A 14,393-nucleotide genomic window follows, 5' to 3' on the forward strand; every position below is an offset into this window, starting at 1 on the left:
ATTTTGAAGATAAAAAGCGAAAAAATTTAGTGATGGTTCTAATTTTTTTACAATTGAAAGCTAATATTACTAACATATAAGAGACGCGATCACTCGCGTCTCTATAAGTACTTATTATCTGTTCCCTGTTAAGAGTTCCCTTTTAATGGAAGACTCGATGTTGGAGAGACGGCATTTGACGTCTAACTTGTTCGATGCGCGAAGGATTGATTTCGGCGATCGCAACACCTGGTTTCTCACCCGCATCGGCTAAAATTACTCCCCAAGGATCGATAATCATGGCGTGTCCGTGGGTTTGACGGCGATCGTAGTTTAATCCTGTTTGGGCTGGTGCAATCACATAGCAGGTGTTTTCAATTGCACGGGCTTGCAACAATACTTGCCAGTGATCTTTACCCGTAAAAGCGGTAAAGGCGGCTGGAACAAACAGAATATCTGCTCCCTTGGATGACATATGACGGTAAACTTCTGGGAAGCGGACATCATAACAAACCGAAAGTCCGATGTTACCCAATGTTTCACTAGGATAAATAGAAGGCAGCACTTTGCCAGCCATCACAGTAGTGGATTCTCGATAGGTATTGCCATCGGGAACATTAACATCAAATAAGTGTACTTTATGGTAGCGCAGTAACTCTTGACCATTGGGAGCGATGAGTAAAGCAGTGTTATAAACCTTGCCTGCACCCTCCACAGGAACCGGAAAACCACCGCCCAAGATGGTAATTTGATAACGCTGCGCCATTTTTGTCAAGAAATTTTCCGTTTTTTGAGCGATCGCCTCCGCTTGAGCAAGTTTGTCCTTTTCTTCTCCCATAAAGGGAAAATTTTCTGGCAAACCAACCAGTTCTGCTCCCTGACGCACGGCTAAATCAATTAATTCCTCGGCTTGTGCCAAGTTTTTCTCCAAATCAGGCACACTGGTCATTTGAATAGCGGCAGCTAAATAAGATTTCATAGAGTTAGCAAATGTTATGCGTAATAGATTATCAAATAGTCATTAGTCATGGGTTAATGGTTAGTGGTTGATTGTTCTTCCCCTCTCCTCTGCCCCTGGTGCTCTTGGTGCTTTGTTGTCCCCTTGTCCCCCCACTTTCCTCTTCATCTTCCTGTGGCAGCTAGAAAATAGGACGAGATTCAGGTTAAGTTGTTAGAAAACCCTGATAGAGCCAATCTGCTGTGGATACGTCTGTTCTCATTAAAACTTTTGTTGCTGTCTTTGTACTTGCGGATGCGATTGGTAATATACCAATACTTTTGGTTTTGACCAAAGGTATGGAAGCAGAACAAAGAAACAAAGTGATAGATAAAGCCATTTTAGTGGCAATAGCAGTGCTTTTACTATTCGCCTGTGCTGGTAAATTCATTTTGATTTACTTGGATGTCAGTATGGGATCTTTACGAGTAGCTGGAGGATTACTGCTATTATTAATTGCTTTACAAATGCTACAAGGACAATTAGACACTCCAGTGATTGACAAAGAGCGTGATGTAGCAATTACTCCTTTAGCATTGCCATTATTAGCTGGGCCTGGCACACTTACATCTGTAATGTTATTAATGTCAGAATCTCCTAGTCCGCATATTAGTGTAGTAGTGGGAATTATCGTAGCGATGTTCGTTAGTTGGCTAATTTTGCGACAAGCAAACTTTATTGATAATTGGATCGGTGCAGAAGGTGAAGTAATTATTACTCAACTTTTAGGTTTTTTATTGGCGGCATTGGCAGTGGAAATTGGCAGTACAGGAGTTAAAGAGTTGTTTTTGAGTTAATATTTAAATCCTAAAGATTGTCAATCTTGAAATTCTGTTGATGAAGTTCCTGGTAGATTTTCCGGTGACGACAAGCTACGAATACGATGCATTTGTGCAAGAGCATATCTTGCTGTTGCTTGAACTTCAACATCGGAATCTTGCACCGCATGACATAACATCTGGCTGATTTGAGCTATCATATCGTACACGCGAGTCAGATCGCGAATAGCATTTTGCCGTACTTGGGGACTTTCATCTTGCAATGACATTGCTAATGCGCGGTTCATCGGTTTGAGCGTGCGGGTGCCAATTTCTGCCAAAGCAGCCAAAATTAAACTACGTTGTTGCGAATCTGCATCAATCATCAAATCTACCAATGGCTGAATTGCTCGTGAATCTCCTTGTTGCCCCAAATCCCAAATCGCTTTAGCTCGATGGATCGGATCGGAACTATTTAAGTCTTTGATCAATTCTTCAACAATATTGACTTTGGCAAGATGGGGAGTGGCTATTGGTGGTAGTAATTTTTTAGGTTGTGGTGTATCAGCTACTTGGGGAGTAATGCCATTAGAGCTAGGGGAATCTTGATTGGCTGTGGCTTCAAGCTCTTGTGAAGCTTGCGTAACTGGGTTAGTTTCGGCTTGAATAGAAGTTTCTAGCTCTGAAGTATCTTCTGAAGTATCTGTCGGCGCATTTTTTTTGCCTTTACTAAGCCATTTCACAAGATATAGCAGTGCGCCAGTACTTCCTAAAAGGGCGATCGCCACAAGCAACCACCACACAAAACTGTGTCTTCCAGATACCCGTTTCTGTTGGGCAGCCTGCGGAGTTACATTGGCGACAATAGATTTTTTTTCTACTTCTGCTTCCAGCAGTTTCGTAATTTGGGTACTAGCAATTCCATTTGCTGCTAAATTTCGGTTTTGCTGAAATTTAATTACAGCATCGCGTGTGGCTGTACCATATTGTCCATCGATCACACCATCGTAGTAGCCTAACTTTAGTAGTTGGGCTTGTAATGTCTTGACTTCATCCCCTGTACTGCCAAATTTGAGAATTGGCTGGTTGTCGATGTCTTGCAAACTGACTTGGGTAAGTTTTAGAAATTCATGGACTGGTTTTGGGATAGCTGTGTTTACTGGAATGTAGTCCAAATTTAAGCGAGTAAAGCCGATGACGATCAGAATTGAGAACATACTCTCATGTAGAAAATTTCAGCCAGAAGTGGATTGCCAGTAAAATACCGCAAAATAACTTCTATCTGGCTAAATGTTAAGTTTTATCCCAAAGAATGACAAGCGATGTCTGTGAATAAACAAGGCAGAGGGCAGTAGGCAGTAGACGCGTAGCGGCTACTTACCCGACGGGAAGCCGGGCAAAGCCCGTCTACAGAAGTCGCTAGCTAACGCAACGCCTGACGGCGAACTCGCAAGAGCGTAGGTAGGGAAGAGGATTTGACTTGTTTGTTCGATTTGTAGCGGGTGGTGCGCCCCCTGTGAGGCGGCTGCTAAAAAACTGCGAGAGCATTTAAGCTATTTGGGAAAGTTCAGGCATGACTCAATTCTGTATAGCCCTTGCATTTCCCAAATTAGTTTCATCAAGAATTCTTTGAGGGTAAAATTTCTGGTTCGGATTCTCTCACGGGTACGGTTAGAGAGTTCAGTTTTTTTCCAGAAGTTTCTAAAATCGGTTGCTGTTGTTTAGTAGCTATTTGTTCTGATAAAGTTTCGTTCTTACTTACACCTGCTAAGGAATCGCGCTGATTGATCAAATAGATGCTGATTAAAGTCAAACCAACCCCTCCCCACTGTAAGGGACTAAGAATTTCTTTGAGCAACAAATTGCCAAATAATAAGGCAAATACAGGAGTCAGGAAAGTCAGAGAACTGAGACTAGTAAGATTGCCCCTAGAAGCAAAATAGAAAAATAATCCATAGGCGATCGCACTGCCAAACACTGTGGCGTAAGCTAAAGCGAGCCAATCAGAAGCCACTAAATTCGGTAATTGCTGCGATTCTGCAACTGATGAAATCGCCCACAAAGGCAAACCACCCAAAATCATATGCCAACCTGTTGCAGCTATAGGATCAGCATAGCGGCTAACAAACCGAATTAAAACCGTTCCCACAGCCATACTTAGCGCCGCCAGCAGCATTAACCATTCGCCACTTTGAAACAGGGAGTCAAGAAGTGGAATCGTAGGGGCAGCGCCTTGTGCCTGCCCTAAAGAGTGGAAGAGCGGGAGAGTATGATGAGAAAAAATACCCAGAATCCACTCATCAGGTAAGCCAATCAAACTAATACCTGTGACTCCAAGTAAAAGCCCCAGCCATCCCCATAAGCCAATTCTTTCTTGAAATAGCCAAGAAGACATCAAAGCAACAGCCAATGGCTGAGAATCAATCATCACTGAGCCTAAGCCAGCACCAGTTCTAACCAATCCCTCTGCCAAAAAACCTTGAAATAATGTTCCATCTACCAAGGCAAATAAAACAATCCACAGCCAAGCTGCCCAACCTCTAGGCTGAGGTTTGCCCATCATTATCGCTGCAATCAAAATCAGTATCCCGGCTGGTAAGATACGCACTCCTGCCATGAATAGTGGTGTGGTGTGGGAAATAACTCCTTTCATCGCCACCATAGCCGTACCCCACAGGAAAAAGGGTGCGATTAGGAGTAGGGGAGCGAGGGGAAGCCGAGATGCACTGAGTTTCAGCTGCATGGAATTGCTGACGCCTTTTTTTCACAACTGCAAAAATGCTTTACCTAATTTTACCGAAACATTTCGTTTTGTGAAGGAAAGAATACTCAGTTGCGATCGCATTCAGTTACAGCCAGCCTTATTTTAAGGTGTATTATACCATTTCACTTTTTGAGTGATTCATATTCAACCCCTCCCAACCTCCCCTTAGTAAGGGCAGGTGCCGTAGGCGGTGGGGTACATCCATATCAGCCTTTTCGTGAAATAGTATTACACCTTATTGCTTATGTGGGAAAACTGTGAATAGCAATTACTCATCTACAAAAACGCTTCCAAATAAGTATGCAATTCCTTTGTTGCAAAAACTTTCAGAAATTATTTTGTCTTTCAATATTTCTAATTGGAGTTGTAGTATTTTCTTCTCCAAGCTATGCGGGTGGAGCAAGCTGGAAGGTTGTTGTAGAGGGCGTGGACAATCTTTCCCAAACAAGTGCCGTTATTACTCTCAAAACAGTTGAGTCATGGTATCCAAAATGTACAGTCATGACAATTCTTGCCGAGTATAGACCGGAACCTCTTTGGGAACAAACTTGGAGCAAAAATATGGTAACTCAAGCAAAACACCTGAAAGCTTTAGAATATCTTCATCACGCTCATGTTCAAAGTCAGGTAATTCGATTTGGTGAAATAGGAACGGGTTTGGTTAGTCAAGAAATTTCAGAACACTGGTTGTCTAAATTGATGTCTTTGTTGAGTTCTGTATTCGGCTTTGGGAAAAATAGCAATCTGAAACAGCCTGACTTATCTCGAACTCCAAGCTGTACTTTTAAGAGTAGGGGACTTGCTATTCTTGATGAACATGAAGGTACACAAGCTGTTTACTCATTCTACGGGCGAGTTTAATCTGCTCAAATCAAGCTTCCCAAGTCTGATGTTCCTATGTCATAAATCTTGTGGTGTGGCTTACAATTTGTATTTAAGTTTTTCTACTATCATTTTGGCATAATGACTGAATGAAGTTTCTTTTGGTTTGTTCATTTCTCTGACTATTGGTTCTATCAATTCAGGGGAGAAATTCTCAAATGACAGATTTGGCCAGCACTTGATTAACCAATTAACATTTTCATCAAGAGAATCCCACGTTTTATATAGTTTACGACGTTCTTTACCTGCTATCTCTAGCTCTTGTTTCAACCTAGTGAGTACCATCTGAGGTAACTCGGAATTGTATTTGCGAGAGATGGCGAAGAAGTTTTGTTCATTGCATTCCACAAATCCTTTTTCATTTATGTAAGCCGCACAAGTTTCCCAAGCTTCTCCTGTCACTTGCATCATACTTGTTAAACTGACGGACTCTAGTTCAACTGTATAAAGTTCTGAAACATAGACTATCGGAGAAGGAAATTTTGCTTGCCAGTCTCCTACTGTGCAAAGATATATCCTGTCATAACCAAAAATTGGAATCAGGGGTTTATCTATGTACCTGACTCCATATTTTTCAAAATCTTTAACCGTCTCTATAGATCCTTGCGGGCTACAAAGCGTCATCGTGCCATAGTAGGGGGCAAAAATTGTATCCCAGTTTTCAGTTTCACAATCCCATCCCCCACACCATTGATAAAGTTCATAGACTTCTTGTGGCAATCGATAAGGTAGAACTTGAAATCTTTTTTCAATATTTTCTAAAGGTAAACCTGGAGGTAATTTGGCTGCCACATCTGGATAATTACCCTCTAAGTAGGTGCGAATGCGATCTAAAGCATTTGTTAATTCAGACACCTTTAATTTAACATTTATAGAAAAATTTTAAGGTGCGTTAACGCAGTGTAACGCACCCTACTTTATTGACCAATCGACTAACTAACCACAACAGCAGACGATTCCAAACTTGCCACTAATTCTACATTGAACTCTGTTTCAAAAACTCCTTTTTTGTAATCTAAACTCCAGAGTTCTAAGCCGCAGTCATCATCAGGACGAGATGGGTAAATTCGCATTTTTAATTGTCGCAAATCTGGACGAAATTCACATTTCAATTGGGTTATTGCTCCAATCTGTCGCCTGTCTAAAGCAACTGCCAATCTTAAAATGGCACTCAATTGACTGACAAGTTGTCGGTGCTCTTTGTGCAGAAGATTGCGGAAATTTTCGTGCTTTTTCTTGGGCGGTGATTTGCGATGATAACGCGCTAAGTTGGCAATAATTTCGATCTCGGTTTCGGTATAGCCGAGCAATTCGCCATTACGAATCAGATAGTAAGAGTGTTTGTGGTGAGAATCATGACTGACATAGTGACCGCAGTTGTGTAAGATGGCAGCTGCCCAAAGCAGTTGCCTTTCTTCCACTCCCCAATTGTGTAGGATACCTTGAGTTTGGTCAAATATACTGAGAGCAAATACTGCGACGCGATCGCTATGTTCTAAATTGACATGATATTTTTTCGCACTTTTGAGAACACTGCGTTGGCGCACTGAACTTTGGTAGCGCAAACGGTCTTCTATTAAGCTATGAGTGAGCATCCAGTCTACGATCACTCCTTCCCGAAGCGATCGCTCACACACCGTTAACGATTCTACTCCCAACAGACTCATTGCTTCCTGTAATATTACTGCGCCTGCCAGTATAACTTCTGACCGCTTTTCTGGCATACCGGGTATTGTCGCCCGCTCGGAGTTAGTCATTTTCCGCAAGCGATTTACCGACTCTCGCAAATCTTTGAGGCTAAACTGATAACCATTGAGGGTATTGGGAACAAAACCTAATTTCTCCCTGGCATGGATCGCAGCCATTGTTTCGATAGTACCGGAAGTTCCTACCAACCGAGGATATTCACCAAAGTGTAAGTTTGACAATACCTCTTCTACAGAACGTTCCAGCATCCCGCGTGCATAGGCTTGCAGGTATTGAAATTCGGCATTGCTGACGGGATCTGTCGAGATCAACTCGTTCGTGAGTCGAACTGCACCTATTTTTGTACTGGTAAGGGTTCGTTCCTCATAACTGTCGCCCAAAATTATTTCTGTGGAACCACCACCAATATCAATAATGACGTGGGGCTGGTTGTTAAATTCCATCCCCGACAACACACCCAGGTAAATCCGCCGTGCTTCTTCTTGCCCAGAAATTAAGTCAACGCTCAAACCCAACTCGACTTCTACCTGGTGTAAAAAATCTTTACCATTTGGGGCTTCCCGCACAGCGCTAGTTGCTACAGCAACGATTGTCTCGGCGTTGAGAGTTTTTGCTACTTCTTGGAAACGCCGCAAGCAGGCGATCGCCCTTTCAATCACTTCTGGTTTTAAGCATCCAGTGACAAGATCGCGATCGCCCAGTCTCACAGTTTCTTTTTCTCTGCCGATAATACTGAACGCTGGCAGTGTTGGTTCAATCTGCACAATTACCATGTGCAGAGAATTTGTTCCCAAGTCGATAGCAGCGATGATTCGCTGTTGCTTGCCAGTTTGAGTTGGTGTACTCCCCCAGTTAGCAGAAACTAAATTCACCATCTATTTTGTTCTCTCTATTTAGGATGGTAGGAGCCGACAACGCCGATTAAACGGCACGAGTGTTGTGAAACAAATTTGTCTCAGATAGAAAGCCGGATAACTCTACCTGAGTGATAGAATTCACCCTGCTGCTTGCAACTAAAAGAACTATTTAGATTGATTCCAAGTTGCTAGTTTAGATTTTGCTTTTATAAATATCAAATAACAAATATCAAATAAAATTATTCTATATTATGTGAAGATGTGTTAATCAGGTACTGGGAAGAGTCTAGTTCACGCTCTTGAGCGTTTCATTTCCCAGTCACTAATCCCCAGTCACCAGTCACTAATACCTCATCCTTTGAGATTCCTATGCTAACTACACCAGAATCCAAACAGGAACCAACATGGCTTGTGATCGCCCGGCTTTTACGATGGCATAAGCCAGAAGGACGATTAATATTAATGATTCCTGCCCTTTGGGCTGTGTTTTTGGCAGCCGCAGGGAAACCACCTTTACCACTGGTTGGCGTGATTGTTCTAGGAACTCTCGCCACAAGTGCTGCTGGTTGTGTAGTCAATGATTTATGGGATAGAGATATAGATCCAGAAGTGGAAAGAACACGCGATCGCCCCCTTGCCTCCCGTGCGCTGTCGGTGAAAGTTGGTATCGTTGTTGCGTTTATAGCGCTCGGATGTGCTGCGGTTCTTGCTTTCTATCTTAACTCACTCTCATTTTGGTTGTCTGTGGCAGCAGTTCCAGTAATTTTGCTTTATCCAGGTGCAAAGCGCGTATTTCCTGTACCGCAGTTGGTGCTTTCCATCGCCTGGGGTTTTGCGGTGTTAATTAGCTGGAGTGCAGTGACGCAGAACCTTTCCTTACCGACTTGGCTACTTTGGAGCGCGACAGTACTGTGGACGCTAGGATTTGATACCGTCTATGCTATGAGCGATCGCGATGACGATAGGCGCATTGGTGTTAATTCCAGTGCCTTATTTTTTGGTGATTATACTCCTGTGGCAATTGGCATTTTCTTTAGTGGTACCGTCTTTTTTCTTGCCTGGCTAGGAATCACCATACACCTTCATCTAGCCTTCTGGATTAGTATTGCCATTGCAACTGCTGGTTGGATTTGGCAGTTTATTCGTTTAGCTAAAAAAGACTTACCTAACTCTATTTATGGTGAAATTTTTCGGCAAAATGTTTGGATTGGCTTTATCGTCTTGGCTGGAATGATTATCGGCAGTTTGCAAATCTAAGGCACTTTTTCTAATACATACTTTGAGGAGCAGAGTCTGATGCTGCAACATACTGTAGCATCCGAGATTGTAATTGTAGATATTGGTGCTTTAACAAATTTTTGCTCAACTGGAGATAAGACGAAGCTGGTAGACTTTGACTCTGTTCTACCCATCTTTTCAGCATTTGCCGCTGATCTAAAGCTATATAACTGCTCAAAACGTTAGCACAAAAATTTGGTGCTTCTAGAGTAAAGAAAATCAAAGGATAGCGTTCATTTTTAGCCAAAGAACTCACTAGCCTATGATTGTGAGGATTTGTCATATCTAAGTAACAAGGTAGCCACTTAGAGCCAAATTCTCGACTGTAAAGTAAAGTTACCCACAGCAGCATTGGGTGGGGAGATGCGGCAAAAATAAACTGGTTGCAACGCATACAAGAGGTGTACTTGCTGATATTTTGCACAGACATCATCAGCAGTAGCCCTGTCACCAAACCTTGTTCGGTATCAACTAGCTGAGGAAAAACTATTTCCTGAATAGGTTTATCTTTAGGCCATATCAGCTTTTTACACGCTTGTTTTATCGGTAGCAACTCAGAATGCCCAACTGAGGAGGATGAAAAAGCTGGGGAGGCAGGTATCCCAACTTGAGGAGTAATGGCAGACGATTGTGGTGGAGATGGAGAAGGAAATTTCTCTGCCAGGCTTTCCAATATTTTGAGAACTTCACCCAAATTTTGGGGGCGATCGCTTGCTGATTTTGCCAAACAAGCCACGATTAAATCATTGAGTTTCTCAGGCAGTTTGAGATTGGGATTAACATCAGCGATCGTCAGTGGTGGTTGGAAGTGATGAGCCTTATACCAAGCGCCAAAAAAGTCTGTTTCTGGTTGCCAAGGTTTTTGCCCCGTGAGCATCTCAAACATCATTACCCCCAGGCTATAAATATCAGAACGACTATCTAATTCATTGCCGTCCAATTGTTCTGGAGAACAGTAGGGTAAAGTGCCATGAAAGCTCTTACTAGTGCCTATTGTGGTTTGTGTAGTTAAAAATTTAGCAATTCCGAAATCTAGAATTTTAACTAACTGACCCAATATCGGATCGGGTACAACTAAAATGTTAACTGGCTTAATATCTCTATGTACAAGCGGATAAGTTTTTCCGTCTATATTAATACCTTGATGAGCGCACTGCAAACCTAAACAAATCTGACGGCAAATAGCAATAAACATCGGTAAAGGCGTAGGAATCAAATCTTTTAGAATCTTGCCGCATAAATATTCCATTACATAGAAAGGTTTACCATTTTCACTTACACCATAATCTGTTACTTTAACTATATGTAAGCTCTGTTGACTTAATGCTGCACAAATGCGAGCTTCGCGAGCAAAGTCCTGTTGCATCTTACCTTCTGAAAAAGTCTGAGATAAGAATTTAATCGCGACTGATATTCCTCCTAGCAAAATATCCTCTGCTAGATAAACTTCTCCCATGCCTCCTCTACCAATTATTTTTTTTAATTGATAACGTTTGGCAAGCAACCCTAGATTATTTGTAGGGTTAAACGAACTAATCTTCATTGTTTCAACCTCTACGATATCTATCTACAAGGTTTTATCAATTAGTCAAAAAAATGTTTATGACTATTAACTATTTTTATTGGAATAATGCGAAAATAAATTTAAAAAAATATCTACCCATTTATTAAACCATGTTTTACCAACTAGCTCTCCTTGTTTGTTTTGTTCTGCTAAACTTTGCATAATTTCTGATTTCATATTTTCATACTCTGTTTTCAATATAGCTTTACTTTCACTGAATGAAATTACAGAATCTGGTTTATACCTTATCTCCAAATAATCTAATAATTGCTGACGCTGGACGGCATTTAGAGATAAAGTAATTACGTTATTACAATGATTTGGTTCTTCTAATGTAAAAAATAGCAGATGATAGTAGCCAAGCGCTGCTAAAGAATGTACTAGATTATATCCTTGATTATCTTTTAAATCTAAAAAATAAGATAACCATCTTGTCAATTGAACTTGAGCATCAGATAAGACAGTAATCCATAATACAACTGGATAGAGATTTTTTTTAAAGACAAATTCTACACAATTATTTTTATTTAAAAATCTAGCTATTTCTTTTTGAGGTAACATCGCCCAAAAAGTCGGAATAGAACCTTGTTGTGTGTGGAGTAAATGTGGAAAACAAATAGAAGCTATTGGCTTATTTTTTGGCCATTTTTTTTGTAAACAAAGTTTTTCTGACCATGAAGTTACAGGTACTAATTGTACTAACTCCTTATTCAGATAAATATTACTACTAACAGCAAAGTCTCTATCTTGTTGGCGCTGAATATATTCTAAAGTTACTAATATTTGATTGACATTCTGAGGTCGATTGCTTACTTCTTTAGCTAAACAACCAATGACTAAATTTTTTAATTCCTGCGGTACTTTTACCTGAGGAGCAACTTCCTCAAAAGCAGGTGGTGTTTCAAAACGATGAGCTTGATACCAATCACCGAAAGAATGACTTTTTATTTGGAACGGATGTTTGCCTGTTAGCATTTCAAACATTAGTACACCTAAACTGTAAATATCAGAGCGCACATCCAATAGTTTGCGTCCTTCCATATGTTCCGGAGAACAGTAAGGTAAACTACCTATAAAAGACTCTGTTATAGTCATTCCAGAACGTTCACTTAAAAACTTGGCAATCCCGAAATCTAGAATCTTGACAATCTTATTTTCTTTAGTATCTTCACTTAAAAAGATGTTTTCTGGCTTAATATCTCGGTGAACAATTGGATAAATTTCTCCTTTGAGACTGACACCTTGATGAGCGCATTGTAAACCTAAACAAATTTGATGACAAACACTTAAAAAAGTTGGTAAATCTAATGGTTCAATCTTAAGAATACTCTTAAGATTTTTTCCTTGCAAATACTCCATTACATAAAAAGGAACTTTATCTTCAGTTACACCATAACTTAATACTCGGACAATATGTGTACTTTTGCGGCCTAATTGAGCACCAATAAATATTTCTCTAGCAAATCTTTGAGACATTTGCTGATTTACTAAATTCATAGACAAAAGTTTAACAGCAACTGGTATATTACCTTTAGCTGAATCTTCTGCTAGGTAAACTTTACCCATACCTCCTTTACCAATTACATCTTTAATTAAATAGCGATTATTGAGAAAATTTCCAATATAAACGTCTAACTCTATTTTTTGTAAATTCTTCTCGTTAATATCATTTTGGGACATAAATATTTTTCTATTCTCCAATTATTTAGTCAAGTAAATAAAATATTTCATACTTGATTTTAACTATGAAAAATAAATAACTATTGAAATTTAATAGACTAATTTAAAAATAAATAGAAAATAATTATAGCTTTTTGCTAAAGCCATCTTAAAAAAGATATAAAGGCTTGTAAACCTTATTTAACACAAATATTAATTAATAAGTATGAGAAAAACCACTGAAACTCAAAGATTTATAAAAATTTTCTTGCTGACATCAGTGTAATTACTATTTTTCAACAGTAAGTATAAATGCTATTAACTAATCAGCACATATAAAATTCTCGTTACCAGGTTGAACTTGGTAACAAGAACTAAAGCAAGAGGCATCCTCAATCGTGGGGCGTAGACACTGGTAGATGCTTTCGCCATAAGGTGTTGCGTTAGCTAGCAGTTTCTTCCCAGATGGTAGGGTACAAGATATCACCTTACTAAGTACTGACACGTATATTGTTACGATGAAAGTAACCTATATAGAGATGCAAACATCACTCTAAGCACAGTTAATGATATTAGATTTTAGATTAATACTATTAGGAATAAGTTAAAAAACTTAGATATTAACACCTCAAGTCATTTTCTGTAAATTAAATGATTATTTTGTTGATAAGTTATATAAATAAATCATAAACACAACCATTTGCGATTGCAGTTATTTTCTAAAGAGTCATTAATTAGTGCTGGGATTTAGAACTAAACGAAGAAGACGCAATAATCTAAGAATCGGAGATTCTATCTTAAGTTTAAATGCTAATATTTGAGTACGTTGAAGGGCATTAAAATTATTGTCGCTGACAAGGATTAATGAGCGTTGTCCATTAGGTAATCTAGAACCAAAAGTTAAACCTTCTATATTATCTAACAGCACATCAACTTTTCTCAAATCTAATAGTAGTTTTTTGTGAACAGGTTTGATATTTTTAGTATTTACAGCCAAAAGACTGTTAATCTGATGAATATCAGAGGCTCCTGTAAAATCAACTTGAAACAGCGCAATATAAAATCCTAAGCCAGTAAAATGCCTCTCTAAACTCAAGAATTTTCCTTGATTATCTAGGGCTAATAAATCAGCAAGTCCACCCATAAATTTGCGAGAAATATTCAAAAATGGAGCAACGGGTTCTGTTAAGTAAAGAAATTCTTTTTCTGGCTGATTGGTAAGCAAGTTGTATTGCACAATCCGGCAAGGACTACTAGTGTTTGGTTTTACTTCTGAACCATCTTGAATAAGAGCATTTTCTGTGGCTGTGAACAAATATTTTTCATTTGGTGTGATAGTAAGGCTTTCAAAAGCTAAATTGTTGCGGATACCCTGCTTGTTATTTTGATGTGGCAAAAATTTATTCGGTATTGGTAATGTTGCGATTTCTCTTCCTGAAGCAAGAGAAAACTCTTTGATAAATGGATTGATTAACTGATTATTGTCACCTTCAGAAGAAATAAACACAGTTGCCTTCTTAGTTAAAGCAATACCTTCTGGGTCGACACTACCAGCAGTAAAATTTGTACCAGCTTTATTTAATAATGGGGTAACAGCAACAGGAATAACATTACCATCTTTAAGTGAGCCTTTGCTCAAATCAATTTTTAGGGTATAAATGCGAGCAGTAGATTTGTTACTGCGGTCATCAGATATAGCATAATAAAGGTCATTTTTAGCATCATAAGTAATACCAGATAACCCTCCTACTTCGGTATTTTGAAATGTCAAACCAGTAGGCAAAGTGGCAGAACCAATGAAATCTATATCTGTAATTTCAACAGGATATGAGATTAAATTGCTCAATAATATACTGATGATTAAAACTAAGATAAAAACATAAAAAATACGTGGCAATCTCCATATTTTTTTAATTAAGTACATCGGTAAGTATGACGCTAAAATCTA

12 protein-coding genes are annotated in these 14,393 nt (G+C 39.4%); 4 read left to right on the forward strand and 8 right to left on the reverse strand.

The genetic code is table 11. The annotated features are described in order from the left end of the window. Positions 1–142 precede the first annotated feature (142 nt). Positions 143–958, reverse strand: coding sequence for a carbon-nitrogen hydrolase family protein (locus tag QUB80_RS02040; RefSeq protein WP_289787820.1), 816 nt, complete (start codon positions 956–958; stop codon positions 143–145). A gap of 221 nt (positions 959–1,179) precedes the next feature. On the opposite strand from QUB80_RS02040, the gene QUB80_RS02045 reads away from it, so the two are divergent. After that, positions 1,180–1,773 carry a MarC family protein gene (locus QUB80_RS02045; RefSeq protein WP_289787821.1) on the forward strand — a complete coding sequence of 198 codons (594 nt, stop codon included), beginning with the start codon at positions 1,180–1,182 and terminating at the stop codon, positions 1,771–1,773. Positions 1,774–1,793: 20 nt separating this feature from the next. On the opposite strand, the gene QUB80_RS02050 is transcribed toward QUB80_RS02045, so the two are convergent. Together QUB80_RS02050 and QUB80_RS02055 are read right to left on the reverse strand one after the other, a co-directional pair. Further along, complete coding sequence (locus QUB80_RS02050; protein ID WP_289787822.1) at positions 1,794–2,951, reverse strand: peptidoglycan-binding protein; 1,158 nt, start codon at positions 2,949–2,951, stop codon at positions 1,794–1,796. A gap of 401 nt (positions 2,952–3,352) precedes the next feature. After that, the gene (locus QUB80_RS02055) at positions 3,353–4,477 is read right to left on the reverse strand and encodes a DMT family transporter (protein ID WP_289787823.1); all 1,125 of its coding nucleotides are present in this window, start codon (positions 4,475–4,477) and stop codon (positions 3,353–3,355) included. On the opposite strand from QUB80_RS02055, the gene QUB80_RS02060 reads away from it, so the two are divergent. Together QUB80_RS02060 and QUB80_RS02065 are read left to right on the forward strand one after the other, a co-directional pair. Further along, positions 4,476–4,604 carry a hypothetical protein gene (locus QUB80_RS02060; RefSeq protein WP_289787824.1) on the forward strand — a complete coding sequence of 43 codons (129 nt, stop codon included), beginning with the start codon at positions 4,476–4,478 and terminating at the stop codon, positions 4,602–4,604. The genes QUB80_RS02055 and QUB80_RS02060 overlap by 2 nt on opposite strands. A 194-nt stretch (positions 4,605–4,798) precedes the next feature. Continuing rightward, positions 4,799–5,359 carry a hypothetical protein gene (locus tag QUB80_RS02065; protein WP_289787825.1) on the forward strand — a complete coding sequence of 187 codons (561 nt, stop codon included), beginning with the start codon at positions 4,799–4,801 and terminating at the stop codon, positions 5,357–5,359. Positions 5,360–5,419: 60 nt separating this feature from the next. Here QUB80_RS02065 and QUB80_RS02070 read toward each other — a convergent pair whose 3' ends face one another. Beyond that, on the reverse strand, positions 5,420–6,235 hold the full coding sequence (locus QUB80_RS02070) for an SMI1/KNR4 family protein (RefSeq protein ID WP_289787826.1): 816 nt from the start codon (positions 6,233–6,235) through the stop codon (positions 5,420–5,422). Between the two features lie 77 nt (positions 6,236–6,312). Further along, entirely contained in the window at positions 6,313–7,962 is a 1,650-nt protein-coding gene (locus QUB80_RS02075; protein ID WP_289787827.1) for a Ppx/GppA phosphatase family protein, read from the reverse strand. 351 nt (positions 7,963–8,313) lie between these two features. Here QUB80_RS02075 and QUB80_RS02080 point away from each other — a divergent pair, with 351 nt between their 5' ends. Then, on the forward strand, positions 8,314–9,201 hold the full coding sequence (locus tag QUB80_RS02080) for a 4-hydroxybenzoate solanesyltransferase (RefSeq protein WP_289787828.1): 888 nt from the start codon (positions 8,314–8,316) through the stop codon (positions 9,199–9,201). A 10-nt stretch (positions 9,202–9,211) separates the two neighbouring features. Here QUB80_RS02080 and QUB80_RS02085 read toward each other — a convergent pair whose 3' ends face one another. The 3 genes from QUB80_RS02085 to QUB80_RS02095 form a co-directional block, all read right to left on the reverse strand. Then, on the reverse strand, positions 9,212–10,765 hold the full coding sequence (locus tag QUB80_RS02085) for a serine/threonine protein kinase (protein ID WP_289787829.1): 1,554 nt from the start codon (positions 10,763–10,765) through the stop codon (positions 9,212–9,214). Positions 10,766–10,831: 66 nt separating this feature from the next. Continuing rightward, positions 10,832–12,466, reverse strand: coding sequence for a serine/threonine protein kinase (locus QUB80_RS02090; RefSeq protein ID WP_289787830.1), 1,635 nt, complete (start codon positions 12,464–12,466; stop codon positions 10,832–10,834). 709 nt (positions 12,467–13,175) lie between these two features. Beyond that, the gene (locus QUB80_RS02095; protein ID WP_289787831.1) at positions 13,176–14,369 is read right to left on the reverse strand and encodes an esterase-like activity of phytase family protein; all 1,194 of its coding nucleotides are present in this window, start codon (positions 14,367–14,369) and stop codon (positions 13,176–13,178) included. Positions 14,370–14,393 lie beyond the last annotated feature (24 nt).

The sequence above is a fragment of the Chlorogloeopsis sp. ULAP01 genome (genome assembly GCF_030381805.1).
GTDB lineage: Bacteria > Cyanobacteriota > Cyanobacteriia > Cyanobacteriales > Nostocaceae > Chlorogloeopsis.

Excerpts from the sequence above, each read along its gene's own strand:
- QUB80_RS02050 (WP_289787822.1), bottom strand. The coding sequence starts at position 2,951 with ATGTTCTCAATTCTGATCGTCATCGGCTTTACTCGCTTAAATTTGGAC.
- QUB80_RS02090 (WP_289787830.1), bottom strand. The coding sequence starts at position 12,466 with ATGTCCCAAAATGATATTAACGAGAAGAATTTACAAAAAATAGAGTTA.
- QUB80_RS02040 (WP_289787820.1), bottom strand. The coding sequence starts at position 958 with ATGAAATCTTATTTAGCTGCCGCTATTCAAATGACCAGTGTGCCTGAT.
- QUB80_RS02085 (WP_289787829.1), bottom strand. The coding sequence starts at position 10,765 with ATGAAGATTAGTTCGTTTAACCCTACAAATAATCTAGGGTTGCTTGCC.
- QUB80_RS02080 (WP_289787828.1), top strand. The coding sequence starts at position 8,314 with ATGCTAACTACACCAGAATCCAAACAGGAACCAACATGGCTTGTGATC.
- QUB80_RS02055 (WP_289787823.1), bottom strand. The coding sequence starts at position 4,477 with ATGCAGCTGAAACTCAGTGCATCTCGGCTTCCCCTCGCTCCCCTACTC.
- QUB80_RS02095 (WP_289787831.1), bottom strand. The coding sequence starts at position 14,369 with ATGTACTTAATTAAAAAAATATGGAGATTGCCACGTATTTTTTATGTT.
- QUB80_RS02075 (WP_289787827.1), bottom strand. The coding sequence starts at position 7,962 with ATGGTGAATTTAGTTTCTGCTAACTGGGGGAGTACACCAACTCAAACT.
- QUB80_RS02065 (WP_289787825.1), top strand. The coding sequence starts at position 4,799 with ATGCAATTCCTTTGTTGCAAAAACTTTCAGAAATTATTTTGTCTTTCA.
- QUB80_RS02060 (WP_289787824.1), top strand. The coding sequence starts at position 4,476 with ATGGAATTGCTGACGCCTTTTTTTCACAACTGCAAAAATGCTTTACCT.